The organism is Caballeronia sp. dw_19 (genome assembly GCF_018449515.1).
Classification (GTDB): domain Bacteria; phylum Pseudomonadota; class Gammaproteobacteria; order Burkholderiales; family Burkholderiaceae; genus Caballeronia.
Map to the genome: position 1 here is coordinate 33,961 of NZ_JAAVUQ010000027.1, position 24,518 is coordinate 58,478.

At 56.9% G+C, this 24,518-nt stretch carries 17 protein-coding genes; 6 read left to right on the top strand and 11 right to left on the bottom strand.

Annotated features, from left to right (window positions below; genetic code table 11):
- Nucleotides 1–3 precede the first annotated feature (3 nt).
- The 3 genes from HB376_RS28425 to HB376_RS41275 all read left to right on the top strand — a co-directional run bounded on the left by HB376_RS28425 (nucleotide 4) and on the right by HB376_RS41275 (nucleotide 6,027).
- Nucleotides 4–2,574 (top strand): glycosyltransferase family 1 protein, encoded by a 2,571-nt coding sequence (locus HB376_RS28425; protein ID WP_213767048.1) that lies wholly within the window; start codon nucleotides 4–6, stop codon nucleotides 2,572–2,574.
- 203 nt (nucleotides 2,575–2,777) lie between these two features.
- Nucleotides 2,778–4,346 (top strand): glycosyltransferase, encoded by a 1,569-nt coding sequence (locus HB376_RS28430; protein ID WP_213767049.1) that lies wholly within the window; start codon nucleotides 2,778–2,780, stop codon nucleotides 4,344–4,346.
- 532 nt (nucleotides 4,347–4,878) lie between these two features.
- Nucleotides 4,879–6,027 (top strand): hypothetical protein, encoded by a 1,149-nt coding sequence (locus HB376_RS41275; RefSeq protein ID WP_255631620.1) that lies wholly within the window; start codon nucleotides 4,879–4,881, stop codon nucleotides 6,025–6,027.
- A 349-nt stretch (nucleotides 6,028–6,376) separates the two neighbouring features.
- Here the strand turns inward: HB376_RS41275 and HB376_RS28440 are convergent, their stop codons facing one another.
- A complete protein-coding gene (locus tag HB376_RS28440) occupies nucleotides 6,377–7,615 on the bottom strand; it encodes a class I SAM-dependent methyltransferase (RefSeq protein ID WP_213767050.1) in 1,239 nt (412 codons plus the stop codon).
- Between the two features lie 722 nt (nucleotides 7,616–8,337).
- On the opposite strand from HB376_RS28440, the gene HB376_RS28445 reads away from it, so the two are divergent.
- Nucleotides 8,338–10,200 carry a hypothetical protein gene (locus HB376_RS28445; protein WP_213767051.1) on the top strand — a complete coding sequence of 621 codons (1,863 nt, stop codon included), beginning with the start codon at nucleotides 8,338–8,340 and terminating at the stop codon, nucleotides 10,198–10,200.
- Nucleotides 10,201–10,725: 525 nt separating this feature from the next.
- Nucleotides 10,726–12,375 carry a hypothetical protein gene (locus HB376_RS28450; protein WP_213767052.1) on the top strand — a complete coding sequence of 550 codons (1,650 nt, stop codon included), beginning with the start codon at nucleotides 10,726–10,728 and terminating at the stop codon, nucleotides 12,373–12,375.
- A gap of 78 nt (nucleotides 12,376–12,453) precedes the next feature.
- On the opposite strand, the gene HB376_RS28455 is transcribed toward HB376_RS28450, so the two are convergent.
- From HB376_RS28455 to HB376_RS28500, 10 genes are all read right to left on the bottom strand, one after another.
- The gene (locus HB376_RS28455) at nucleotides 12,454–13,446 is read right to left on the bottom strand and encodes a glycosyltransferase family 2 protein (protein ID WP_213767053.1); all 993 of its coding nucleotides are present in this window, start codon (nucleotides 13,444–13,446) and stop codon (nucleotides 12,454–12,456) included.
- Nucleotides 13,443–13,904, bottom strand: a complete 462-nt coding sequence (locus tag HB376_RS28460; RefSeq protein WP_213767054.1) for a GtrA family protein — start codon at nucleotides 13,902–13,904, stop codon at nucleotides 13,443–13,445. The genes HB376_RS28455 and HB376_RS28460 overlap by 4 nt, the downstream gene beginning before the upstream one ends.
- A complete protein-coding gene (locus tag HB376_RS28465; protein ID WP_213767055.1) occupies nucleotides 13,879–14,808 on the bottom strand; it encodes a transketolase C-terminal domain-containing protein in 930 nt (309 codons plus the stop codon). The genes HB376_RS28460 and HB376_RS28465 overlap by 26 nt, the downstream gene beginning before the upstream one ends.
- Entirely contained in the window at nucleotides 14,805–15,611 is an 807-nt protein-coding gene (locus HB376_RS28470) for a transketolase (RefSeq protein WP_213767056.1), read from the bottom strand. The genes HB376_RS28465 and HB376_RS28470 overlap by 4 nt, the downstream gene beginning before the upstream one ends.
- A complete protein-coding gene (locus HB376_RS28475; RefSeq protein WP_213767057.1) occupies nucleotides 15,608–16,657 on the bottom strand; it encodes an NAD-dependent epimerase/dehydratase family protein in 1,050 nt (349 codons plus the stop codon). Before HB376_RS28475 ends, HB376_RS28470 begins: the two co-directional genes overlap by 4 nt.
- Before the next feature lie 10 nt (nucleotides 16,658–16,667).
- Complete coding sequence (gene rfbH / locus HB376_RS28480; RefSeq protein WP_213767058.1) at nucleotides 16,668–17,984, bottom strand: lipopolysaccharide biosynthesis protein RfbH; 1,317 nt, start codon at nucleotides 17,982–17,984, stop codon at nucleotides 16,668–16,670.
- An 11-nt stretch (nucleotides 17,985–17,995) separates the two neighbouring features.
- Nucleotides 17,996–19,066: a CDP-glucose 4,6-dehydratase gene (rfbG, locus tag HB376_RS28485; protein ID WP_213767059.1), complete on the bottom strand. Its 1,071-nt coding sequence runs from the start codon at nucleotides 19,064–19,066 to the stop codon at nucleotides 17,996–17,998.
- Nucleotides 19,066–19,836: a glucose-1-phosphate cytidylyltransferase gene (gene rfbF, locus HB376_RS28490; RefSeq protein WP_213767060.1), complete on the bottom strand. Its 771-nt coding sequence runs from the start codon at nucleotides 19,834–19,836 to the stop codon at nucleotides 19,066–19,068. The genes rfbG and rfbF overlap by 1 nt, the downstream gene beginning before the upstream one ends.
- Nucleotides 19,837–20,075: 239 nt before the next feature.
- Nucleotides 20,076–21,212 carry a glycosyltransferase family 4 protein gene (locus HB376_RS28495; RefSeq protein ID WP_213767061.1) on the bottom strand — a complete coding sequence of 379 codons (1,137 nt, stop codon included), beginning with the start codon at nucleotides 21,210–21,212 and terminating at the stop codon, nucleotides 20,076–20,078.
- A 122-nt stretch (nucleotides 21,213–21,334) separates the two neighbouring features.
- Nucleotides 21,335–22,786, bottom strand: a complete 1,452-nt coding sequence (locus HB376_RS28500; RefSeq protein ID WP_213767062.1) for a mannose-1-phosphate guanylyltransferase/mannose-6-phosphate isomerase — start codon at nucleotides 22,784–22,786, stop codon at nucleotides 21,335–21,337.
- 535 nt (nucleotides 22,787–23,321) lie between these two features.
- Here HB376_RS28500 and HB376_RS28505 point away from each other — a divergent pair.
- The gene (locus tag HB376_RS28505) at nucleotides 23,322–24,506 is read left to right on the top strand and encodes a glycosyltransferase family 1 protein (protein WP_213767063.1); all 1,185 of its coding nucleotides are present in this window, start codon (nucleotides 23,322–23,324) and stop codon (nucleotides 24,504–24,506) included.
- Nucleotides 24,507–24,518: the final 12 nt, after the last annotated feature.

Here is a 24,518-nt window from a genome sequence, read left to right on the forward strand (position 1 = left end):
ACCATGCGCATTGTTTTGGATCTTCAGGGATGTCAGTCGGTCAGCCGTCTGCGCGGCATTGGCCGATATAGCCTCGCTTTAGCGAAAGCCATCATACGAAATGCTGGGAACCACGAGGTCTGGATCGTATTGAACGATCTGTTTCCCGACACCATCGACGGTATCCGGGCATCCTTCGAAGGCTTGCTGCCGGTCGAGCGAATTGCCGTCTTTGCTGTACCGAGCTTCTTGTTGTATCAGGGCGCGAATGACTGGCGCACTCGGGCGGCGCAACTCGTTCGTGAATATGCCGTGGCTGAGCTTGACCCAGATGTGGTGCATATCAGCAGCTTGTTCGAAGGGTATGTCGATGTGTCGGTGTCGAGTGTCAAGGAGCTTGGCACCAACACAATTACGGCCGTGACGTTGTACGACTTGATTCCATTCTTGAACCCGGACAAGTACCTGACCGACGCTGGTTTCAAGAAGCACTATTACGGCAAGATCGAAGCGCTCAAGCGCGCCGACGTATTGCTGGCTATTTCCGAGTATTGCGGAGAGGAAGCCGTTCGCGAACTGGATATTCCTCGCGAACGGATCACCAACATTTCGTCGGCCGTCTCGGAATCGTTTGCGTGCTCGATACTGTCCGACGAGGATGTGCGTGCGCTTCGCGGGCGCTTCGGCATTTCGCGGCCGTTCGTCATGACGACGGGCATTGTCGAGCCGCGGAAGAACCTTGAAGGGTTGATCGTCGCCTATTCAAAACTGCCGGCTGACCTTCGCAAGCAGTTTCAGCTTTTCATGGTGTGTCAGGCGACTGAGGCGAACTGCATCAAGCTCTTTGATCTGGCCGAGGCGCATGGCCTCGCTCGTGACGAACTGGTGCTGGCCGGCTATGTGTCCGACAAGGATCTGATCGAGCTGTACACGGCGTGCCATTTGTTCGTGTTTCCGTCGCTTCACGAAGGGTTTGGCCTGCCGGCACTCGAAGCAATGGCGTGTGGATCGGCGGTGATCGCATCAGCCGCGACTAGCATCCCCGAAGTGATCGGCCGCGACGATGCCTTGTTCAACCCGCTCGATGTCCAGCAAATGGCTGACATGATGCAGCGCGCGTTGAGCGACGGTGAATACTGGCAGTCGCTGCGGGACCACGCGGCTGTTCAGGTGCCGAAGTTCTCGTGGGACGCGACGGGAAAACGCGCGTTAAAGGCTTTCGAAGCCGCTTATAAAGCCCGTATGCAGGAGAAGGCTGTGGTCGCTGAAACGGCCGACGCGCGGTATCGGAAATTGATCGATGCGTTGACCAAGCTCGATCTCCCGGTCACCGATGCGGACTTCGCCGCTAGTGCCGATGCGATCGCCGCCAATCAGCGCGCAGGACGCACGCGACAGCTGTTTGTCGATGTATCTGCCATCTGCGTGCATGACGCAAAGTCCGGCATTCAACGTGTGACGCGCGCGATTGCCCGGCAATTGCTCGCCGCACCGCCTGCCGGATGGCAAGTGCGGCTTGTGCGGCTCGATCGGAGCGTAATGATCTATCGCTACGCGAACCGGTTCATGCATTCGCTGGACGTGGGCACTCGAGGTGTCGACGACGAAGACGAATGGGTCGATAGCCAGCAAGGCGACATCTTTTTGGGTCTTGATCTGGTCGCCGATTGTGTGCCGCCGGCAGAAGGCTGGTTTGCGGCGCAGCGGCGTCGCGGAGTGAAGATCTACTTCGTCGTGTATGACTTGTTGCCGGTGTTCCGCCCGGAATGGTTTCCGGAAGCGATTGCTACCGTGTTTCCGCCGTGGCTCAAGACAATCGGGACAGTTGCTGACGGCTTGATTGGTATTTCTCGCGCGGTCGCCGACGATTTGAAGATCTGGCTGGATGCTTCGTCGGTGGAGCGCGTGCGCGAGTTGAAGCTGGGATATTTTCATCTGGGCGCGGATATCGAAAGCAGCCAACCGTCGACCGGTATGCCAGACGACGCCGCAAGCATTCTGTCCGCCATGCGCGAACGTCCGACGTTCCTGATGGTTGGTACTGTGGAGCCGCGCAAGGGGCATGTTCAGGCGTTTGCTGCGTTCGAGCGGCTGTGGGCGGCGCATGCGAACGTTAATCTTGTCGTGGTCGGCAAAGCCGGCTGGGGAGTGGACGGGTTGCCGGAATTGCTTGCGCAGCATCCCGAAAACGGCAATCGTTTTTTCTGGCTGCAAGGGATTAGCGACCAATTTCTCGCGAAAGTTTACGAGTCGTCGACTTGCTTGCTTGCGCCTTCACTAGGTGAAGGGTTCGGACTACCGCTGATCGAGGCGGCTCAAAAAGGCTTGCCAATTCTGGCGCGTGAATTGCCGGTGTTCCGGGAGGTCGCAGGTGACCATGCGTTCTATTTCAAAGGCGATAACCCCGAGGATCTCGCTGCGGCAGTAGAAGCGTGGATCATGCTGCAGAAGGAAGGGAAGGTGCCGCAGTCGACGAGGATGGAGTGGCTGACGTGGAAACAGAGCGCCGAAGAGATTGGGCGGGTGGTGCTGGAGGATGCTTGGTACGAAGGATGGATGAAAGCCGCATCGAGTAGTGGGAAGGCTTGTGCATGAACGGGTAATACAAAAGGGGACGGTTGCGTATCATTGCGTGTTATGCCGTCGTACGTGACTGGATTATTGGCAATCCCTTATCTCTCCCGTATCGGCTGAAATATTTAACCGTTATTTTTGTAAGGAACGTGTGCTCATAACCACCTCGATAACCTCAGCGTACGTTCGTTAACCTGCCGTTGCATTTCAGCCTTGAAACCTCCATGCCAAAAGTTCTATATTGGGCCGGCCTTACGGCCTCTCAGCCTTTCAATACCGGCGTTCAGCGCGTCACTCGGTGCTTGGGCAAAGGCCTGCAAGAACTCGCTATCGAACTCGTTCCAATCAAATGGAACGATCAAGAGAGGCGGGTGACTTCACTTAATGAGTCCGAGTGCGAGCACTTGGCGAAATGGGGCGGCCCAAAGTGCGCTCCGGTCGAACAGCTTCCTAGATCCCGGTGGCTCATCCTCCCAGAGATTACCTATCCGCTCGTACCGCCCGGTTCCAATGTGGCAGCCTGGGCAAAGTCTCACGGCATCAAGACCGCTGCTGTGTTCTACGACATGATCCCCCTAAGAACGAAAGAGCTATATGACGCTGAGACCCTGGACGGCCTGTCCGTCTATTGGCGCTCGTTTGCAGAGACCGATCTGGCGCTGCCAATATCGCAGACCGTTGCTCCCGATCTCGCGGATTGGCTCACTTCCCAACGGCTTCGCGTGCCTTCGTCGGTACCGATCCTCCTTTCCGGTGAAGTCCCCGACATTGCGCGTGAAACGAAGATTAATATGCCCTCAGGCCAAGGCTTTCGCCTTTTGGCAATCGGCACCTGGGAGCCCCGCAAGAACTATCCCTGCATCCTGCGCGCCATCGGTAAGGCTAGGCAAGAGAGTGGGATGGACATCCAAATCACCATCGCGGGACGCCACGCGCGAAAGGAATTTCCAGAGCTTCACGACGAGATCGAGAGGCTAGCGCGTGACCTCGGTCAACATGTGGTCTCTTTGCGCTCGCAGGTCAGCGACTCGGAAATGTCGGAGCTCACCCGCGAGAGCCATGCGACCATTTTCGGTTCGTGGCTCGAAGGCTTTGGCCTGCCGGTTCTAGAAAGCCTCTGGCAAGGCAAGCCTTGCATCTGTCACGATGGTTCAGCGTTGGCTGAAATCGCACCCGGCGGCGGAACAATCATGGTGGACATGCAATCGGAAGACAGCGTCGCTGGCGCTATCGCCAGAGTCGCTTCCGACCGCGCTGAACTTCAACGCCTATACCGAGAAGCAAGTGAGCGTCCATTGCGCACTTGGGCCGATTATGCCCGGGACGTATACACGGCAGTCAGAAACCATGCGCCACTATCCGCCCCGCTAGATTTCCTCAGACAGCGTAGATTAGTGGAGGAGCCACATCCTATCGCTCGAATGACACGCATCGAAATGGATGCCAACGCGCTGTCCCGATTCACGCAGGTCGGTGAATTCACGGGGTCGTCACTCAGAACGGATGGCCGGAGCGGCTACCTCGTATTCGGCCCCTACGCAGATCTGGCGGCGGGTTCATATAGCGTGACAATTTCCGGATTCTTCCGCCACGCCTTGCAAGCTGTAGTTGATGTTGCCGGTTCCTCCGGTACTCATCAATATTTCGTTGCCGATCTGTCAACTCTAGTTTCGGGAACCGCGGCTCGGTTCCGGTTTACGCTAGCACATGATGTAGCCAAGGTTGAGCTTCGCATTGCTGTCGGTCAAGCGACTGATATCGAGATCAGCGGGTACCAATTCGAACGCGAGTGAGCCACCTTTGGGCGGCACAATCGCGAGTACAACAAACCCGAGCTTTATCTTCTGCTTAATTATCTCGGCTTCACCGTCGATGAAATATTCAGCGCCGACGTTCACGAAAATATGACCAATCTCTTCCTTGACTCGAACAAGTTCGGGCATCTGATGGAGTTTCGAAAAGGCGGCAGGCGACCATGCGTTCTATTTCACGGGCGATACCCCTGAGGATCGCGCTGCGGCCGTAGAAGCGTGGCTCGTGTTGGAGAACGAAGGGAAGGTGCCGCAGTCCATGGGGATGGAGTGGCTGACGTGGAAACAAAGCGCCCAAGAGATTGGACGCATGATGCTATGGGATGCTTGGTATGGAAGGGTGCGTCGAGTAGTGTGCGGGCTTCAAAGCACGGGCGCAATGCGGCGGGACCGCAGTTGTTCTCGCCGCGATTCTACGTACGCGTCCTGGCAATCGAGATATTTCTGCCGAGGAAGATTTTTCGAGTGGAGTTACCGGAGTAATATAATTTTTTCTAAAAATTACTTGAGAGACATGCCGATAACCGACCTCACTCCGTTCCGCCAAATGGTACGCGCGTATTCGGCGCTATTGAACATCAACGACACAATATCGAAGTTGCCCGTGCAGCATCGCGACGCCATGCGAGACGCGATGGGGACTTCGATGCGGGGGACGGAGAAAGAGTTAGCCGGGATACGGGATGCGCTAGCAGTTCCTTCGCCCAGGATTGAAAATGTGGTGGCTGCGTTGCAAGAGCGGGTCGAAACGCTTGAGCGTTCGTTCGATCAACGAGTCGCCGAAGCGCTGCGTGAACACATATATTTGCCAACGACCTCTCATTGGTCCGTTGATAAGCCCTTTCTGCCTTTCTCGACGTGTAGTGCCGCGGATTTCATCCACCCACGGTATGCTGAACTGTGCGCCGCACTTTCTCACCCCGTCCAATTTCATCGCAAACTGTGGGAATGGGTGTTCGTTCTGCATCATCTCGACCAACTCGGCGTTCTGAAGGAAGGATCACGAGGCGTCGGGTTTGGCATCGGCACTGAGCGACTGCCTTCTGTATTTGCCAACCGCGGAGCAACCGTTGTGGCAACTGATGCTCCTCCTGAGATCGGTGTTTCGTCCGGATGGACCGCCACGGGACAGCACAGTGACAGCCTGGCCGAATTGTTCTATCCGCAATTGATTGCGAAAGAAGCGTTTGCTGAACGGGTTTCGCATCGTTTCTGCGATATGAACGCCATCGACCCGAGCTTAACCGGGTTTGATTTCACTTGGTCATGCTGCTGCTTCGAGCATCTCGGATCGCTGGAGGCTGGCATCCAGTTCGTGATCAACAGCGTCGAGCAGACATTGAAGCCGGGCGGCGTCGCAGTTCATACTACCGAGTTCAATCTCTCGTCAAATGACGACACTATCGAAAGTGGTCCTACCGTGCTGTATCGTCGATGCGACATGGAATCGCTTGTCCAGAGATTGCGTGACCTGGGCCATGACGCTCAGCCTTTCGTTATTGCGCCCGATTCCCACTTCCTCGACTTCCATGTCGATCTGCCGCCTTATTCTAATCAGCCCCACCTGAAATTAAAATTGGGGAACTACGTCACAACGTCGGTCGGCGTAGTGATCCGAAAACGATTGTCTCGTGATGTGCCTTACGAAGGCGAGACGCTCTAGCTGTCAATCTAAACCTCGCAGGCCGGACGTGATTGTGTCCCGGAGAGTCCGCGAAAGCCTGAACCGACTACAGGCGCGCGGACAACGCAGCAAGTATTCTGTTGGGAATGCGCCAATGTCCGACGTTCCTGATGGTCGGTAACATAGAGCCGTGCAAAGGGCTGTACAAGAGTTTGCTGCGTTCGAAAACCTGTGGGCAGCGTACGTCTACGTTAATCTTGTCCGTGATCGGCAAGGCCAGCTAAAGAGTGGACGGGCCGCCGGCAATGCCTAAGCGGCATCCGGAAAACTCCGCCACTTCTTTTTGCTGCAAAGAATTAACGAACAATTTCCTGAGAAGGATTATTTGTTATTGCATCGGTTTCATGGAAAATTCGATACTTTCAAGGATAAGTGTTACATCGGATTCGCAAAAAAACCGAACTTCGACATTTCGAACGGGGCGGGCCAAATCGAATTCGATTTCAATGCCGCCGCTCTGAACTTTCCTAAGATCGATTCCTTTCGATGCAACGATCTGAGTCCCAGCATTAGTGCAAACATCAAGGATTCCTCTTCCAGAGATGGTGGACCCGTGAGAGAAGTTGGCCCGAGCGGTCCATTTTCCACTAGGCAGTGTCGAATAGGGACCGTGGAACGCATAACCAGACGACGCATGGTCGATGACGATGGCATTGCTGTTCCTTACGCCGACTGTGTGGCCTATCCGAGAGTCCGATGCGGCTATCTTGACGGCGGAAGAAAGCTTACTGGCTTCCCAAACATTGGCCGAGAAGTGATCTCCTGAAGCGTGCTTGACGACGTCCCAACCCGTTGCTAGCAATGCATCCCTGAAATACTGTTCAGTGAACCCTAGTTCAAGCCAGCCTTGCTTGCGGATCGCCCATAAGGATTCACCGTCGAGTCTCAAGCCCCATGGAACAGGGAAAGCGTCGGTGACCGGCTCGGCGCCAAAGTAGATTTTCCCTTCTGGCTTCACTGCAGACTGCAGCGCTCGAAGTAATCTCATGTGATCGGCGCAGTGATGAAAACACTCGAAGAAGACCACGGCGTCATAGGGCTCCGTCACACCTTCTGCCCACATGAAATCGCTATTCACAACCTCGATATCCACGTGATTGTGCTGCGCGCGCTTTCCTATTAGCTCGCAGAAATCAGGCTCGATGTCCACGGCCGTTACATTGAAACCAGCCATCGCCATGGCGAGGGTCGTATTGCCCCAGCCAGGTCCGAACTCGAGGATTCTCGCCCCGGTTGGCACCTTGATTTGCCGCAGCAGAGCACCGATCGAGAGCAGTTGATTGCCTACAACTTCGGCGCTATTCGTGTTGTACGGAAAGGGGCGACGTGCAAGCGCATCGGTATCAAATTTCGTTTTCTCGTTGCTGACGTCGTAGGACTTACCGGAGATGCCGCGGTAAAGATCCATTTGCGCAGCCAGATATGCATCACTGAACGGATCTATGCCGACCACCTGAGGTGCCATGCAAAATGAACCGAATATCTCGCGCAGCCGGGCGTCTGATCCCGATGCGTCGCATTCTGCGATCTTCGCGTCTAACTGCTCAAGCGTTGTAAGAGTTTGCACGCTTCAATCTACCCCTCAAGGCTTTGATGTAAGGACAAGACGAAATGTCTCGCGACACCCGACCGGCGACATTTCTAATGGTAATGCACCATCGGGTTGACGGGCGAGGGCTTCTTAATGATTGGCAATACCGTTCTGAAAGTCGGCGCAACGCTAATCCAGGCCGTCGGATTGATCAGGGGCATGTCCACGCGCTCTCTCCTGATAATTCATTCGTTAATATTACCTCAAGTCCGCCGCGTGCCAACTTGCGCGGTAGTCGTGGCCGTGTTTCGTACGGGCACCCAGCTTCAGACCCTTCCCTTGGCTGAGGGCGCTCGGCGTCACCTACGATCGCCGGCAACTTTTCAGCAACGTCCTGATGTTCGCCGTCACTACGGCGATCTTCATGCAAATTCGCGGATCCGGTCCACCTCCGAGAGTTGCCCTGGCTACCTGGTCGAGTTTGGAGAAGCGAACGAAAACTTGATGGTGGTTCTACGCCGAGCTACCGTTTAGACCTCTTGATATCGGCGAGAGGCCGCTTGCCCAGCGGCTTTTTTTTGTGGCTGAACCACTTTGCGATAAACTCCGGCCCAACAATTCCAGGTGACCCGTGAAAACAAAGACGAGTCGCAAACCGTGGCTGGCTTTGCTAGTTATGCTGGCCATCGTTGTGATTATGGGCGGCCCGTGCCGGCCGGTCTGGGCACCCTCAAGGCTGTTCGAATAGGATTCATAAAATGATAGCTAAAGACGGGCATCGATCAAGCCCGGTTTTACTCGCGATCTGCGTTCTCGCGCTCTTGGTCTTCTGGTTCGGTCGATATATCCAGACAAGCAGTTACGATCTGGTGCAGCATTTTCTGCTGGTCGATGAACTCATGAAGCATGCGGGAATTCGTCCGGACGCCTTTCAGCGGATCGGCGCGATGGCGTTATACCCGCCGGCAGCGCACTGGATGGCCGCCGTGATCGGATGGATTGGGGGCTCGGGATTGGTCGGTATCACGATCGTTCTCATTGCTTCCGTTTACCTTTGCTATCTACTTATCGCTTATCTCGTTGGCGCCAGCGCGCCGGCAAACGTGCTGCTATTTTCGCTTGCCTTCTTGCTCTTGAGATTCACCCACGCGCAAGTCGGTTGGGAGATCGTCGCCAACTTTTTCTATCCACAGATTGTCGCCGATGTCGTGTATTTCGGCGTGCTCTTGTGGGTTTCGCGAACTCGCCAAGGTTGGAAGCAGTCGTTCGCTTTCCTACTAGCCGGCGCGATCACGATGTGGATTCAACCCCTGGTCGCAGTCCATATCCTGGCGGTAGGCTGCGTCTTGATGGCGTTCCAGTTTTGGGACGAATGGAGAAAAAAAACGGTCCATCGAACGACGAATGCGGTCTACGTCATAGTGCTGGTCGCCGGTTCTATCGCAATTGTCCTGACCAACCCTGCATTCAAAGTAATGCGGGAGATCTCCGCCAACGACGGGTATCTGGTCTTCGGTTACAGCCATATCATGCTGGTAGCACTTTTGTGCGGCGCTTTCGGTGTCTTCAACTTGCGCCGTCATCTGATCGGCCGTGCTGAATACGTCGATGCGGTTCTAGGGTCCGCTGTCGTAGCAGCAGTCTGTCTCACGTTCCTCCAGTTCGCTTTGCTGAAACTGCATGGTGATGGGTCGGCCTACGCAGTCAAAAAACACATGTTCATTGTTGGGACTTTGGGGGTAATGAACGCAGTGCGCGCGATCGCGGCTTATTTACCGGTTTGCAAGAAGCAACTGACCCCCGGCCTGGTTGCGCCCCTTCTCGCCGGGTTTGCAACCCTCTTTATCTTGAAGGGATACGATACGCCGGTCGCACCGATAGTCCGCGCCATGGCCTATGCGAATCATGCCGTCGATTATGAATTCGCCGGCTTCGTCCCAGGAAACACGGTTTCCTACGATAGTTCGCTTCCGCCTATGGGCAACGTAATGATTTCGCTGACGGCGTTTCAGCATACTTTTGATGATCGGGCCATTTCGTGGCAACGTGGGGCTTCTATCAAGGATGGTTCGCCATACGCAATGATTCGTCGGACGCCAGCTATTAACAAGAAATGCGGCCAACGTTTTGCCGAGACTGAAAATTACCTCATCGTCGATCCAACGTGCCTGCGCGTTTATCTTCTCAACGAGCGATTGAGTTTCAACACCGGCGGCAACGGTTGGAACTATGCGTCGACAGGTTGGAGTGGGGGGGGGGAGTCATGGGGGTCCTGGACATTAGCTGATGGTGGCGTACTTGCTCTTTCCCTTGCTGAACCAATCAAAGGGCCTCTCGAGCTTTCTGTTGACGGAATGGTCTTCGTGACGGCGAAGCACCCGATCCAACGCATTGATGTACTAGTTAATGACGTGAATATAGGAACTTGGACCTATACGCGTGAAGCACCAACTGGTGAACGGTCCATCGAGATTCCTGAAAGTGTCGCGCACTCAGGAAACCTTCGGATTGTCTTCAAGGGGATAGACGCCGTATCGCCGCAGCAGCTTGGTGAATCGGCTGATCCCCGAGTTTTAGGGCTCGGGATCAGGTCCGTGACTATAAGCAGTGCAGTGCATTGATTCTCATAGCAAGTTGCGCTTACGTATCCGGCGATCGTAAGCGCGCTCGTGAGAACACTGCACTCGCAGGCCAACAGACGGGTGTCGTTGCCGCCAGCTTTAACAGTATCTTCGCCGACAGGATTGGCACTGAAAAACCGGCAGCGGCACCGGTTTAGATCGTCGTAAACGTGACCTGCACCGAGTGTCGATGACGGGGCACCGTGAGCTTGCCCCTGAATTCTGTATCCCTTAGCAGCTCATGCTGCGTACTTTTCCTCACGGCATGCGCCAATCGCTTTCGAAGTGCATCGGGCTCGTGTAGCCTAGTGTCGAACGAGGCGACCATGGTTATAAAAGTCTAACCAATCAATCGCTTGTCCATTTCCTCTCGGCGCGTTTCAAGCGACATGCCGTGTAGCCGGACAACCTTTTATTGGAGGAGCGGCGCCGCAATTTGAACGGTAGGTGGGGATCGGCTTTTTCAGGTGAACGTTTTGCGATCTACCGTAAGATGTTAAAAAGGCCAAAGGAAGCATAGAAGACATGAAACAGAAATTTACGGCGGTCGTTCCGTTCGTAGTTTATTTAGCGCTTTCAATTGTTCTCTATGGCCGCGATTATTTTTCCGGACAATTCTTCCAGCCCAATGTTGATTCGTATATTTATATCTGGTGTCTAAACTGGTGGCCGTTCGCAGTCACCCATGGGTTCAATCCGTCCATCTCGACCTTCATCTGGAGTCCGACTGGGTACCCGATGTGGTGGGCCAATTCGATCCCGTCGCTAGCAGTGATTCTTGCACCGATCACTTTGACTTGGGGCGCCACTAGAAGCTGGAATTTCATCGCGCTTGTCACGCCAGGGCTTAATGCTTACGCGTGCTTCTTGCTGATCCGGTATATCACTAAAAAATCCGTGCAGGCATTTGTGGGCGCCATTTTCTTTGGGTTTGCGTCCTACGTTACCTCTGCGGAACTCGGCCATCTCAGTCTTAGTCTTGTTCCGTTTGTACCACTATCGGTGCTGCTGATTCTGAAGCGCGCTTCGAGGGATCTTGGGCGTTGGCCGTACGTCGCCATGATGTCGGTGTTGGCTATTTTCCAGTTCGGCTTGTCCACCGAAGTGCTTGCCAGTTCCGTATTCTTTGGCTTGATCGCGTTTCTTCTCTTTATCCGCAGGTATCGAGAGTCGTACGACATGAGCGGAGTTGCGAAAGACACGCTTATCGCTGTTGCCGTTTCAATGCTCGTGCTGTCCCCCGCACTCTACTATATGGTTGTGGGCTCTAAGGAGTTGCCGACCGTTATCAACAGCCCCCAGGTATTTTCGGCAGACCTGGTTAATGTGTTGATTCCCAATCCGACAATATGGATTGGCGGCGAGGCCTTCAAATGGATCGGTTCGAAGTTCACAGGAAACTACTCGGAACAGGGCGCATACATAGGGATGGGTTTGTGCGTAATCCTGGTTTTTGCGATTCTGAAAAATTTTCGTCAGCGGTGGTCCCAGCCGCTCCTCGTGATGCTGGCCCTGACGTCGATCTTTAGTTTGGGGCCGGTACTTTGGATAGCAGGTCACAACACCGGGATCCCACTACCTTGGACGATCTTCACGAAAGCACCTATCATCAGGCACGCTTTGCCGACTCGGTTCACGGTGTATTCGTCGCTAATAATCGCGATCTACGTAGGTATGTGGCTATCGAGTGCCGCCGGCAGGAAGGAGGCCAATATCCGATATTTAGCCGTCGCGGTCTCGTTTCTGCTTTTGCTTCCTAATCCGGATTGGTTCAAATTTGGGGATGTAGCGACGCCAAAGGTTTTCTCGGATACGGAAGCGCAACGCGCCTTTGGAAAAAACGCGAATATCGTCGTGCTCCCCTACGGTCACCTTGGCAATTCGTTGCTATGGCAATTTGAATCGGGTATGGCATTCAGAATGGCAGGCGGCTATGTCGGCTTTGCACCGCAGTCTCAGTTGACATACGACGCAGTAACGTATTTCTACGACGCGGAAGCGCCGTCACAGGACGCTTTCAACAAGGCAGTGTCGGTGTTTTGCCGAGCTAATGAGGTGAATGCGATCGCTGTCGCCCCCGGAACTTCGACGAGATTGGCGACGGCGGTATTAAATTTGCCGTGGAAGAGAGAGGTTTATGGCGACACCATCGTTGTGAGAGTCCCCGCTGATTGAGCGCTCGATCAACTACCGTAGGGTACCGTACGTGTGTTAGAGCACTCCGGAGGAACAACCTGTACGCTCTGTTAACAATTAAGCAGCGGGCGAGACCGAGTCGGTGTCAGTAATAGCAGAATGAATAACGGGCGCAGCCCCACCCCCCACAATCCTCTCCCGTTCCACCACCAAAGGCCTCTTCTGCGCATACGTCAAAATTGCGCCTACGTACTCTCCGAGCAGCCCGATGAAAAACAACTGAACCGATGAAAAGAAAAAGAGCCCAATCAACAGCGGGGCGCTACCCATCACAAAGCTGTTCCAGTACAGCAGCTTCAAAATCATGTAGACCACGGAAACGCACAAACTCACGCCCGACAGGAAAAACCCTGCGATGGTCGCCAGCCGCAGTGGTACTTTCGAATGCGATGTAATGCCCAGCATCGCAATGTCGTACAGCGTATAGAAGTTATTCTTCGATATCCCACGTTTACGTCGCGGCTGCACGTAAGGGATTTGAATCGCATCAAACCCGATCTCGCAGATCAAGCCACGGAAGTAGGGATACGGATCGTCGATCTGCCGGATGATCTCGATCACCTTGCGGTCATACAGTCCGAAGCCCGTGAAATTCTGAATCAGCTTGACGTTAGCAATTCGCGTGACCGTCCGGTAATACGCCCGGCGAATGGCAAAGAACAATGCGGATTCCTTGGCTTCAGGTTTCACGCCCACAACAATCGGAGCACCTTCCAGCCAGTTGCGGACAAAGTCGCGCATCAACTCGGGCGGGTCCTGAAGATCGGCCACCAGCAAGATCACGGCGTCACCTTTGGCTTGCAACAATCCATACACCGGCGATTTGATATGCCCAAAGTTGCGGGCATTCACGATCACGCTGACATTCGGATCGGTAGCCGCAATACCGCGAAGAATGCTGACGGTTTTATCGTAAGAAGCATTGTCGATGAATAAGTGGTCGTACGTGACCTCCGGAATGGTCGCGAAAATCCGCTTCGTCTCGGTGTACACCGCCTCGACATTTTCTTCTTCATTGAAACAGGGAGTAACGACCGTTATGTGCTTCATGGCAGATTGAAAACAAACCGACGATTAAGGATGAAAGCGAGGCCGGCAAGAGGAATCAGCATGATGCCGTTCGCCACGTACACGTTTAGGCCAAAGCTCAACAACAGCTTCACACCACTAAGGTTGATCAGGTAGATCAGGCAATACACACCAACGAACCGCCAGAAGCGCGAACGGGGCGCGCCACCAAACACAAGGCGCCCGACGCTCTGGAAATTGAACAGCACGCCACCGATGGTCGCCAGCGCAATGGCGAGCGGATACCCCATTCCGAACCACGTGAAGACGGCGAACAGCGCATAACCAAAGACGGTGTTGATCCCGCCGACCACCAGGAAGCGCAGCAACTGATACCACGTGTTCACGCGTGGCGCGGGAGCCGCGGCAAGCGCGATAGGATCGTCTGCGATCGGCTGTCCGTTGACCGCCTCTTCAGTCCTGGAGTTGGACACTGGCATTCAATGCCTCCCTGATCTGGCGTTCCACGGCCTCGGACGACAAGCCGTGACTTTCCATCAGGAAAGAATAATTGCCGCAGAGCGAGCTGAACTGATCCTGGATCCCGACGCGCACGAAGGTGCCGAGGTACTGACCCATCAGTGTCTCCGCCACCACGCCGCCCAGGCCGCCATAAATGGAATGCTCCTCGAACGTAACGATCGCTTCGCGTCCTTTCGCCAGTGCACGCAGCGAATTTTCAGGAAACGGCTTGAGGCAGGGCGCTGAAACAACGTCGGCATTGCCTAACGCATCGGCAGCTTTTTGCGCCATCTTCAAGCCCGAACCCGTGCCGATGAAGAGATACGGCGCACCGGTGTTCGTCACCGGAATCAGGTCGCCGTGACTCCAGCCTTCAATAGGACCACGATGCACATCGCCCAGATCGGCCTTGCCCATGCGCATGTATGCCGGTCCCGGATTCCGCACGATATGCTCGGCGCACGCCGTCAGTTCGAAGCGGTCGCCGGGGGAGTAGATGGAGATTTGCGGCACGCCACGCAGCGCCGCGATGTCTTCGGTACTTTGGTGGCTCGTGCCCAGTTGGGCATACACCACGCCGGCGCCGTCACCAATCAAGGTGACCGGCAGGTTTTCATAACACACATCGATCTTGATCTGCTCGAGCACACGAATTGGCACGAAGGCCGCGAGTCCGTACACGACCGGCCTGAAGCCGGCCTTCGCTAGCCCGGCCGCAACGCCCACCATGTTCTGCTCGGCAATGCCGCAATTGATGTACTGGTCCGGGCAGGATTTCCGGAACGCATCGAAGAGGGCGTAGCCGTGATCTCCCGTCAGCAACAGCACCTTCGGGTCATTCTTCGCGGCGGCAACCAGCGCGTTTGAAAATGCGTCTCTCATGCGCGCTCTCCCAGTTCCGTAATAGCGGCTTCGTAGGTCTGCGGATTAAGCCGCGTGTAGTGCCAGATGTTGTCGTGTTCCATGAACGACACGCCCTTGCCCTTGACCGTCTTGGCGATCAGTGCCTTCGGCTTGCCATTCTTGCTGGCCTTGAAATCCCGATACGCGCGATCGATGGCCGCTTCATCATGACCATCGATACTCACGGCCTCGAAATCGAACGCCCTGAACTTGGCTTCGATGTCGCCGAGGCTGATCACTTCATCGGTTGTGCCCATCGCCTGGAAGCCGTTCACGTCCACGATGACCACCAGGTTATCGAGCTTGAATTGCGCAGCGAACAGCGAGGCTTCCCAGATCGTGCCTTCGTTCAGTTCGCCGTCGCCCACCAGCGCGTAGCACATTTGCTCCGTCTTGTTCATCTTGGCGCCGAGCGCAAGACCAACACCGACCGACAGGCCATGACCAAGCGAGCCGGCGGTGACTTCCACGCCGGGCACGTGCGCATCGGCCAAGCCTTTCAGGCGCGTGCCGTTGCCGAAGTAGTTACTCATCTCTTCGTCGCTCAGCCAGCCGATCTCGTGCAGGCAGGCATATTGCGCCATGACGCCATGGCCCTTGCTCAGCACCATGTAGTCACGGTGCGCCGCATGCGGGTCCTTGGCGTCGAAGTTGAGGTGATTGCGATAAAGCACTGCCAGCAGTTCCACGATCGAAAATGCACAGCCGATGTGAACTGTCGACCCGGCGAACGCCATGTCGAGAATGGTCTTGCGAACGCGGACTGCGTCGAATTTTTTCATGCCGTGACCGCTGAGCGGTTCCAGTTGATCGTCTTGGACAGAGCCAGTTCCAAAGGAGTGAATTCGTCGACATCAAGCGCAAGTCGCGCCTTCGACGTATCCGGTATGTAACGCAGGGCAGGGCCACTTCCGGGCGGCACTGCCGGCGCCGCGGGTAGCGTCGAGCCGCATTGGTCTTCCACCATCCGCGCGAGATCGATGATCGAAATTTCGCGTTCGGAGCCTACGTTATACGCCGCACCGCTTTCGCCGCGAACCAGCATGCGCAGAAGCCAGATGCACGCGTCCGCCATGTACAGGTAGCTGCGAAGGGGCCGCCCGTCGCCGTTGATGCCAATTCGTTTTCCCGCCAGCGCATCGCGGATGAAATTGCCGGCTGCGAACGGCCCGTCCAGCGGAATGGCCGGTCCAAGCAATGCATAGATCCGCGCGATGCCCACATGCATGCCGCTATGCTGCTGCGCATAGGCAGATGCCAGCCATTCGGCGGCACGCTTGCTCTCGCCATAGGCGCTTGCCATCTTCAACGGGTCGGGTGCGCCCGAGAACGTCTCAGGCGTTCGCGCAAGCGCGGCCGGCTGTACGCCATAGATCGCACCACTCGATGTCAGCAGGAACTTCGACGCGCCATTCGCCTGCGCAAAATCCAGCACACGACGCGTGCCGGTCACGCCGGTATCGAACACGCGCAACGCATCGCCTGCACGGGCAAGGTCGGCAACGTCGGTTGCAGCATGAATACAGGCGTCGATAGGCTGACGCGCTGCTTCGAAATTGGCGACATCGCCTTGAATGAGCTTCATGCCGGGCGCCGCGAACAGATGCGGCGCGTAATCGATAGCTTTTTGCGGATCACGGCTCAGCGCAAGCGTTTCGATCTTGCTGCCAGTCACGCGATTAGCATGCTGCACGACTTCGAGCAGCCACGAGCCAACAAAGCCTGTACCGCCGGAGACGAACAGCCGCGCCCCGTGAAGGGCGGACCAGACATCGGCAGTACGCTCGACGACAAAATCCAGGTCGTCCTGAGGCAGCGGCTTGCGCATAAATCCCGCTTTAGAAGTTCACGCCGAGGAAGGTCTCGATCTTCTCGACAACGAAGTCGAGCATCTCGCGGGACAGGCCCGGATACACGCCGACCCAGAACGTCTGGTTCATGATGATGTCGGTGTTCGTCAGTTCGCCACTCACGCGATAGTTACGTCCGATCATGTACGGCTGACGGGTCAGGTTACCTGCGAACAGCAGGCGCGTACCGATCTTGTTCTGATCCAGGTACGCAAGCAGGTCCACACGACGGAAATCAGCTTCAGGCTTGAGTGTGACCGGGAAACCAAACCACGACGGGTTCGAATTCGGCGTCGCGTGCGGCAGGATCAAAAATTCCTTGCAGCTTTGAAGCTTGTCATGCAGGTATGCGAAGTTGTCGCGACGCGCTTGCACGAAGCCTTCCACTCGATCCATCTGCGCGAGTCCGCAGGCTGCCTGCATGTCAGTGATCTTCAGGTTGTAGCCGAGGTGCGAATACGTGTACTTGTGATCGTAGCCTTCGGGCAGGTTGCCGAGCTTCCAGCAGAAACGCTTGCCGCACGTGTTGTCCTTGCCCGGCGCGCAATAGCAATCGCGGCCCCAGTCGCGAAACGATTCTGCAATCAGCTTCAGTTCTGGATTGTTCGTAAAGACCGCGCCGCCTTCGCCCATCGTGATGTGGTGCGCAGGATAGAAACTGATCGTACCGATATCGCCAAAGGTGCCAACAAGCTTGCCGTCGTAAGTTGCGCCCAATGCGTCGCAGCAATCTTCGATCAACCACAGGTTGTACTTCTTGCACAACGCGACGATCGTCTCGAGGTTGTACGGATTGCCAAGCGTATGCGCGAGCATGATCGCTTTCGTCTTCGGCGAGATGGCCGCTTCAATCTGGGTCGCGTCGATGTTGTACGTGCCAAGCTCCACATCGACGAAAACCGGAACCGCGCCAAATTGCAGGATCGGGTTGACGGTGGTCGGGAAACCGGCGGCCACGCCGATCACTTCGTCGCCGGGACGGATGGCGCGGTCGCCGAGTCGCGGCGAGGTCAGCGTGGAGAACGCGACCAGGTTTGCCGACGAACCAGAGTTCACCGTAATCAGATACCGCACGCCGATGAACGCGGCGAGCTTCTTCTCGAATTCGTCGTTGAAACGACCGGTCGTGAGCCATGCATCCAGGGACGCGTGAACCATCGCTTCCATCTCGGGTGCACCGACTACCTTGCCTGCAGGCGGCACGACGGATTTGCCAGGTTCAAAGGCAACGGGCTGGGAAGCGATCTCGCCATACTGCCGGACGAGCTGGATGATTTGTTCGCGAATCTGATCTTTAGTTGTCATGGTGGGGTTCATCAAATTTGGGTGTATTTGTCGATCTGGGCGAGCGTAACGGCCTTCACGTCTTCGTCGCGGGCCGCTGCCTTGTACCAGGCCACGATCGAGTCGAGGGTATGGTTCAGGTCCCAGCGCGGCCGCCAGCCCAGTCGTGCGCGCGCCTTCGAGCAATCCAGCTTGAGGAACGTGGCCTCGTGCGGATGCTCGCCGCCATCGAGACTCCAGCGGGCACCGTCGCCCCATTGGGACGTCAGCCGTTCCACGATCGCCTGCACCGGCTGCGCGTCCGAGTCGTTGGGACCGAAGTTCCACGCGTCGGCGAAACGCGGACCATCGGTGTAGAGCCTTTCCGCCAGAATCAGATAGCCGCTGAGCGGTTCAAGCACGTGCTGCCACGGGCGAATGGCGTGCGGATTGCGGATATTCACTGTCTCGCCGCGCGAGATCGCACGCATGATGTCCGGAATCAACCGATCAGCCGCCCAGTCGCCACCGCCAATCACGTTGCCGGCCCGACCGCTTGCCACGGCAACGCCGTGCTTCGCGTAAGTCGCAGGGTTGAAGAACGAGTTCCGGTAAGCGGAGGTCACGAGTTCAGCGCAACCCTTGCTGCTGCTGTACGGGTCGTATCCGCCCATTGCCTCGTTCTCGCGATATCCCCATTCCCACTCACGATTTTCGTAGCACTTGTCCGTCGTGACGATGACCACTGACCGCACGCCCGGCACCTGCCGGATCGCGTCGAGCACGTGCACCGTACCCATGACGTTTGTTTCGTAGGTTTCCACGGGGGTCACATACGACTCGCGCACGAGCGGTTGCGCCGCCATGTGGATCACGATGTCGGGGCTGGCGGCCTTCATGGCCCCCGCCAGCAAGGTACGATCCCGGATATCGCCGATGATCGATTCAATGCCGTCGCCCACACGCCCAAGCGTGAACAGGTTGGGCGTGGTGTCCGGTGCGAGGGCGAAGCCCGTGACGCGGGCGCCAAGCGCCTGTAACCACAGTGTCAACCAACTGCCCTTGAAACCCGTATGGCCGGTAAGAAAGACCTTCTTGCCGTGCCAGAACGCTTGGTCGATCATTACCACACCTTCCACGGCGCACGGCCGGTTTGCCAGAGTTCTTCCAGGTGCGTCTTGTCGCGCAGTGTGTCCATGGGTTGCCAGAAGCCTTCGTGTTCGAAGGCTGAAAGCTGGCCGCCTTCCGCAAGTTTCTCGAGCGGTTCGCGTTCCCAGATGCAGTCGTCGTCCGGAATCAGGTCGATTACCTTCGGCGACAGCACGAAGAAGCCGCCGTTGATCATGCCGCCGTCGCCTTTCGGCTTTTCCTTGAACGAGAGTACTTTGTTGTCGTGCAGGTCCAACGCGCCGAAGCGTCCAGGCGGGAAGGTGGCGGAGAGGGTGGCGAGCGTGCCTTGCTGCTTGTGGAACTCGATCAGCGACGCAATGTTGATATTGCTCACGCCGTCGCCGTAGGTGAAGCAGAACGCTTCCTCGTCTTTCACGAAATCCTTGACGCGGCGCAGCCGTCCGCCGGTCATCGTGGACTCGCCCGTGTCCACCAGGGTTACCTTCCATGGCTCGGCGTATTGCTGATGCACCTGCATCTCGTTCGTACGCATATCGAACGTTACGTCAGACGTGTGAAGGAAGTAGTTGGCGAAATATTCCTTGATCACGTAGCCCTTGTAGCCGCAGCAGATCACGAAGTCGTTCACGCCGTAGGCCGAATAGATCTTCATGATGTGCCAGAGAATCGGCTTTCCACCAACTTCGATCATTGGCTTCGGACGATTGACGGTGTCCTCGGAAATCCGGGTTCCAAGTCCACCTGCAAGAATTACAGCTTTCATTGAAATCCTGTTGAGTGCAGTGATTAATTAGCAACGATCAGTCAGGCCGCCGCGGGTATTGGGGAACGTCGCGCCCTAGGCTTCCATGTATTGGATTGGAAGCAATGGAACGCGCGTCTATGCGTCATCCACCGCATGGACGGATTCAGTAAGCTGTCAAAAGGAATTGGCGCATTATAGTGCACGGTTTTAGCGATGACGATGGCGCGGGCAATTTCCCGGGCCTGCGCGGCGCGCGCTCAGCGCCGCTGGCGAACGGATATCGAGCTGCTGGAGTCGACCAGCCGCCTGTATAAATCCACATAGGCATCGACCATCTTCCCGGCTGTGAACTTCTCTTCGAAGCGTCCCCGAGCCTTCAGGCCCAGTTCTGCTGCCAGAACGTCGTCCTCCCAGAGCTTGCCCATGGCCTCCCGGAGCGCCCCCGCATCACTCGCCGGCACCACCAACCCCGTCTCCCCATCCACGTTCACATACGACGTCCCGGTCCCAATCTCCGTCGATATCATCGCCTTCCCGAACATCGCCGCTTCCAGCAACGAGATCCCGAACGCCTCCGAGCGCAAATGCGACGGAAACGTCAGCGCGTGACACAGCGTGAGCAGGGCGATTTTATCGTCGTCACCCACCGGCCCGACGAAATCCACGTTGTTCAGCTTCAACCGCTCCGCCTGCGCCCGCAGTTCCCGCTCGACCGGCCCTGACCCGACGATCACGACCCGGAAATCCGTTCCCGGCAACGCATCGAGCAGCACGTGCAGACCCTTGTAATACCGCAGATTGCCGACGAACAGAAAAAACTTGGGCCCGGCGCGCTCACGCCAGTACCGCAACTTCTCGGCAGACGGCGCCGCATACGACGTCTCGTCCAGCCCGATCGGAATCACCTCGACCTTGTCGCGATATCGCTGCAATACGTCGCTCGTCGCCAGATAGTTAGGCGACGTCGCGACGATCTTGTCCACGCTCGCCAGGAACCTGTCCCGCAGCGGCTTGTAAAACTGCAGCAACACCTTCTGCCGCACGATGTCCGAGTGATACGTCACGATCGACGGCTTATGCACGCGCGAAGCGAAGTGGACGACATCGGCGAACGGCCAGGGGAAGTGGTAATGGATCACGTCGGCGTGTTCAGCCAGGTCGCGAAAACGCCGGAACGCCGCGAGCGAGAACGCCGACGAAGCAATCTCGACATCGAGCTTTGCGCGATGGTGCAGGTGATCACCGAAGTCGACGGTGCTTGTGTCCTTGGACACGGTCAACACTTCGCTCGTCACGCCGCGTTTCGCGGCGCCCGAGCAAATCTGGCCAATGAGTTCTTCGACGCCGCCCATCGAATCAGGCTTGTAGGTCTTATAGAAGTGTAAAACGCGCATAGATCCCGCTGAGGGGTGCCGGCGGTGTGTCCACCGGCGATAAAGCGAGCAAGGCGCCCGCCGCGCAAACAATCTTCATGAGGCGGCGGTGCTAAAGATGCTACAGATACAGACGAAGACGATCAGGCCGGCACGCGCCCATAAACGTCCTCGAAGCGGACGATATCGTCTTCACCCAGGTACTCGCCGCATTGCACCTCGATCAGGACGAGATCCATCACGCCCGGATTGATGAGCCGATGCTTGTGGCCAGCGGGAATATAGGTGGACTCGTTCGGCTGCAACGAGATGATCTGCTCGCCATTGACAATGTCGGCGCAACCGCTCACGACAATCCAATGTTCGCTGCGGTGATGGTGCATCTGCAACGAAAGCTGCGCGTTCGGCTTCACCACAATGCGCTTCATCTTGAAGCGATCGCCCTCTTCGAGCACGGTGTAAGTGCCCCACGGGCGATGCACCGTTCGGTGGAGCCTGTAGGCATCGTGATTGACCTTCTTGAGCTTGGCGACGATCTGCTTCACGTCCTGCGCCCGCTCACGCGATGCAATCAGCAGCGCGTCAGCGGTATCCACCACGATCAGGTCTTGCACGCCCACCGCACCAATCATGCGGCCGTCTTCGCTGCGGATAAAGCAGTTGTCGACTTCGTACAGCTCGGCCTCGCCATGAATGCGGTTGCCGCGTGCGTCGGGCGCGGTGAGTTCGCTGATGGACAGCCATGAGCCAATGTCGCTCCAGCCCATCTCGCACGGCACCACGTTGACGTTGTCCGAGCGTTCCATCACGGCATAGTCGATGGAAATGTCTTCCGCACGGGCGAATTGCGCGCCATCGAGCTCGACGGTGTAACCCTCCTTCGAGGTACTACGTTTCGCATCGCTAACAGCAGCAATAGCCGGTTCGAGTACCGTGGGCGCATGTTTCTCGAGTTCCGCGAGCATGGTCTCGGCGGTGAAGCAGAACATGCCAGCATTCCAGAGATGCCGGCCGTCGGCAACGAGTTCTTCGGCCACCGACAACTGCGGCTTTTCGACGAACCGCACGACCTTGTGCACGGCGTCCGCGCCTGGCAGTGGCTTGGCTTCGAATTCAATGTATCCATAGCCCGTTTCCGGCTTGGTCGGGCGGATGCCGAACGTGACAATCCGGCCTTCCTGCGCCGCGCGTGCCGCGTGCTGGACGGCGGCGCCGAACGCCACTTCGTCTTCCACGAGCTGGTCCGCGGGCATCACGAGCATGATCGCGTCCGCGCCATGCTGCTGGCGCACGACTTCCGCCGCCACGCCAATGGCCGCCGCCGTATTGCGCGCGGACGGTTCCAGGATGAAGCCAAGCTGGCTGACGTCCGAGTCGGCTTCAACGCACTCGTCTTTCGTCAGGAAATACGTCTCGCGATTCGTAACGATCACCACTTCATTGGCGCTCGCCACATGCGATGCACGCAGAAACGTCTTTTGCAGCAGGCTCTGCCCATCGGCCAGTTTCAACAGCGGCTTAGGGAAGGCTTCGCGGGACACCGGCCACAGGCGGGTGCCCGCGCCCCCACAAATAATGACGGGAATGATGTTCATTGAACGGCTCGAAAATAGCTGAATAGGGGCAGCGAAGGGGCGATTTTAGCGGATTTCGAGTGGCCGGTGCCCCGTTTCGGAACATCTCGTTACTGATGTTGCAGCAATTGAGCCCGCTTCGGCTCGCCTCGCGGCGAGGGTTTTGTTATCGTATGCGGGTGACTTCTATCGCTTGCTGCATAAGGTTCGCGAAGAGCCGGTGTGTTAAATTCCGAGGTTGCGTCCGGGGTACGAAAAGCACGCCTAGCCGCTGCGGAGACTGGGTCTCCGGCAGGAAAATCTGTCCAATCGATCAGGAAAATAGGATAGATGCTTCTATTACGTCCATGTCATCAGGACAGGCGTGGCGCCCGTTTGGTGGACATGAGCACAGCCATGAAGTGGGGGCTATTTGCGACCGTGCCCCAAACGGCTTTCATCCCGGCGGCAAGAGCTTGAACATTTCGCATGCAATGGTCGATGACGGGCTAAACCGCCATCGCAGACCTCCTTTTGCTTTTTTTGTTTGTTCACTACGCCAACTAAACGCTAACGCATGAAACTGCTTTTCGATCTCAACTCACTTCGTCCACCGAGGAGCGGCGTTGGCTATTACACGCAGCATCTACTGGAAGGATTGCGCGATGAGCCGGATGTGCAGGGGCTGGCGGGCTGGGTGGGCGCGGAGCGTTTCGAAGGCGAGCGCTTGCTTGCGCTGATCAATCAACGCGTGCCGTTGCGCAAGGGCGTGCAGTTCAGCGAGGGGTTGGCGGCGAAGGTGCTGCAGAAGGCGCGCAGCCTGCCCGGTTTGTATCGCGGAAGGACCGTCGTGCGGGCGATCAAGTCGCGTGAAGTGCGCGATGATTTTGCGCGGCGCGGCTATGTTTATCACGAGACCAACTTCGTGGCCTCGCGGTACAAAGGCCCGACGGTGGTGACCATTCACGATCTGTCGCATCGGCGGCATCCGGAGTTTCATCCGCGCGTGGCGGTGGAATATCTGGACCGCGAATTGCCAAAGACCCTGCGGCAAGCGCAGGTCGTGATTGCGGACAGTCACTACACGGCCAACGATATCGTCGATATCTACGGCGTACCCGAATCGAAGATCGTCACCATCCATCTAGGCGTTGAAGCGGCGTTTCAGCCGTATTCGGCGGAATCATGCGCCGAGACCCTCGCCGATCTCGGCCTGAAGCATCGCGGATTCGTGCTGTCCGTCTGCACGCTACAGCCGCGCAAGAATCTGCAGCGGCTGGTTGAAGCGTTCGCACGGCTGCCCGCCGAGATGCGCAGCGCTTTTCCCCTCGTGCTGATCGGTGCGGACGGGTGGAAGAATTCCGCGCTGATGCGTGTAATCGAACCGCTCGCGCGTGATGGCCAGATCGTAGTGCCCGGCTATATACCGCGGGAAAACTTACTGAAGCTGTATGCGTCGGCGGCATTATTTGCCTATCCGTCATTATTCGAAGGATTCGGCTTGCCCGTCGCCGAAGCCATGGCGAGCGGCGTGGCCGTGCTGACGTCGAACCTGACTTCGTTGCCGGAAGTGTCGGCCGGGGCGGCGTGGGAGGTGGACCCGTATTCCATCGATGACATCGCGGCCGGCATGGAGCGCCTGCTCGGCGATCCGGCTCTGCGCGACGCGCTCATTGCCAAGGGTTTGCTACGCGCCGCCGAGCTGACTTGGGACGCGACCGTCGCTCAGACGTGCGCGGTGTATCGCGGATTGTCGGCATGAAGCTGGGGAGAT

What these genes read in the sequence shown, in the direction of transcription:
- HB376_RS28425 (WP_213767048.1), top strand. Translation starts at nt 4, where the DNA reads ATGCGCATTGTTTTGGATCTTCAGGGATGTCAGTCGGTCAGCCGTCTG.
- HB376_RS28430 (WP_213767049.1), top strand. Translation starts at nt 2,778, where the DNA reads ATGCCAAAAGTTCTATATTGGGCCGGCCTTACGGCCTCTCAGCCTTTC.
- HB376_RS41275 (WP_255631620.1), top strand. Translation starts at nt 4,879, where the DNA reads ATGCCGATAACCGACCTCACTCCGTTCCGCCAAATGGTACGCGCGTAT.
- HB376_RS28445 (WP_213767051.1), top strand. Translation starts at nt 8,338, where the DNA reads ATGATAGCTAAAGACGGGCATCGATCAAGCCCGGTTTTACTCGCGATC.
- HB376_RS28450 (WP_213767052.1), top strand. Translation starts at nt 10,726, where the DNA reads ATGAAACAGAAATTTACGGCGGTCGTTCCGTTCGTAGTTTATTTAGCG.
- HB376_RS28455 (WP_213767053.1), bottom strand. Translation starts at nt 13,446, where the DNA reads ATGAAGCACATAACGGTCGTTACTCCCTGTTTCAATGAAGAAGAAAAT.
- HB376_RS28460 (WP_213767054.1), bottom strand. Translation starts at nt 13,904, where the DNA reads ATGCCAGTGTCCAACTCCAGGACTGAAGAGGCGGTCAACGGACAGCCG.
- HB376_RS28465 (WP_213767055.1), bottom strand. Translation starts at nt 14,808, where the DNA reads ATGAGAGACGCATTTTCAAACGCGCTGGTTGCCGCCGCGAAGAATGAC.
- HB376_RS28470 (WP_213767056.1), bottom strand. Translation starts at nt 15,611, where the DNA reads ATGAAAAAATTCGACGCAGTCCGCGTTCGCAAGACCATTCTCGACATG.
- HB376_RS28475 (WP_213767057.1), bottom strand. Translation starts at nt 16,657, where the DNA reads ATGCGCAAGCCGCTGCCTCAGGACGACCTGGATTTTGTCGTCGAGCGT.
- rfbH (WP_213767058.1), bottom strand. Translation starts at nt 17,984, where the DNA reads ATGACAACTAAAGATCAGATTCGCGAACAAATCATCCAGCTCGTCCGG.
- rfbG (WP_213767059.1), bottom strand. Translation starts at nt 19,066, where the DNA reads ATGATCGACCAAGCGTTCTGGCACGGCAAGAAGGTCTTTCTTACCGGC.
- rfbF (WP_213767060.1), bottom strand. Translation starts at nt 19,836, where the DNA reads ATGAAAGCTGTAATTCTTGCAGGTGGACTTGGAACCCGGATTTCCGAG.
- HB376_RS28495 (WP_213767061.1), bottom strand. Translation starts at nt 21,212, where the DNA reads ATGCGCGTTTTACACTTCTATAAGACCTACAAGCCTGATTCGATGGGC.
- HB376_RS28500 (WP_213767062.1), bottom strand. Translation starts at nt 22,786, where the DNA reads ATGAACATCATTCCCGTCATTATTTGTGGGGGCGCGGGCACCCGCCTG.
- HB376_RS28505 (WP_213767063.1), top strand. Translation starts at nt 23,322, where the DNA reads ATGAAACTGCTTTTCGATCTCAACTCACTTCGTCCACCGAGGAGCGGC.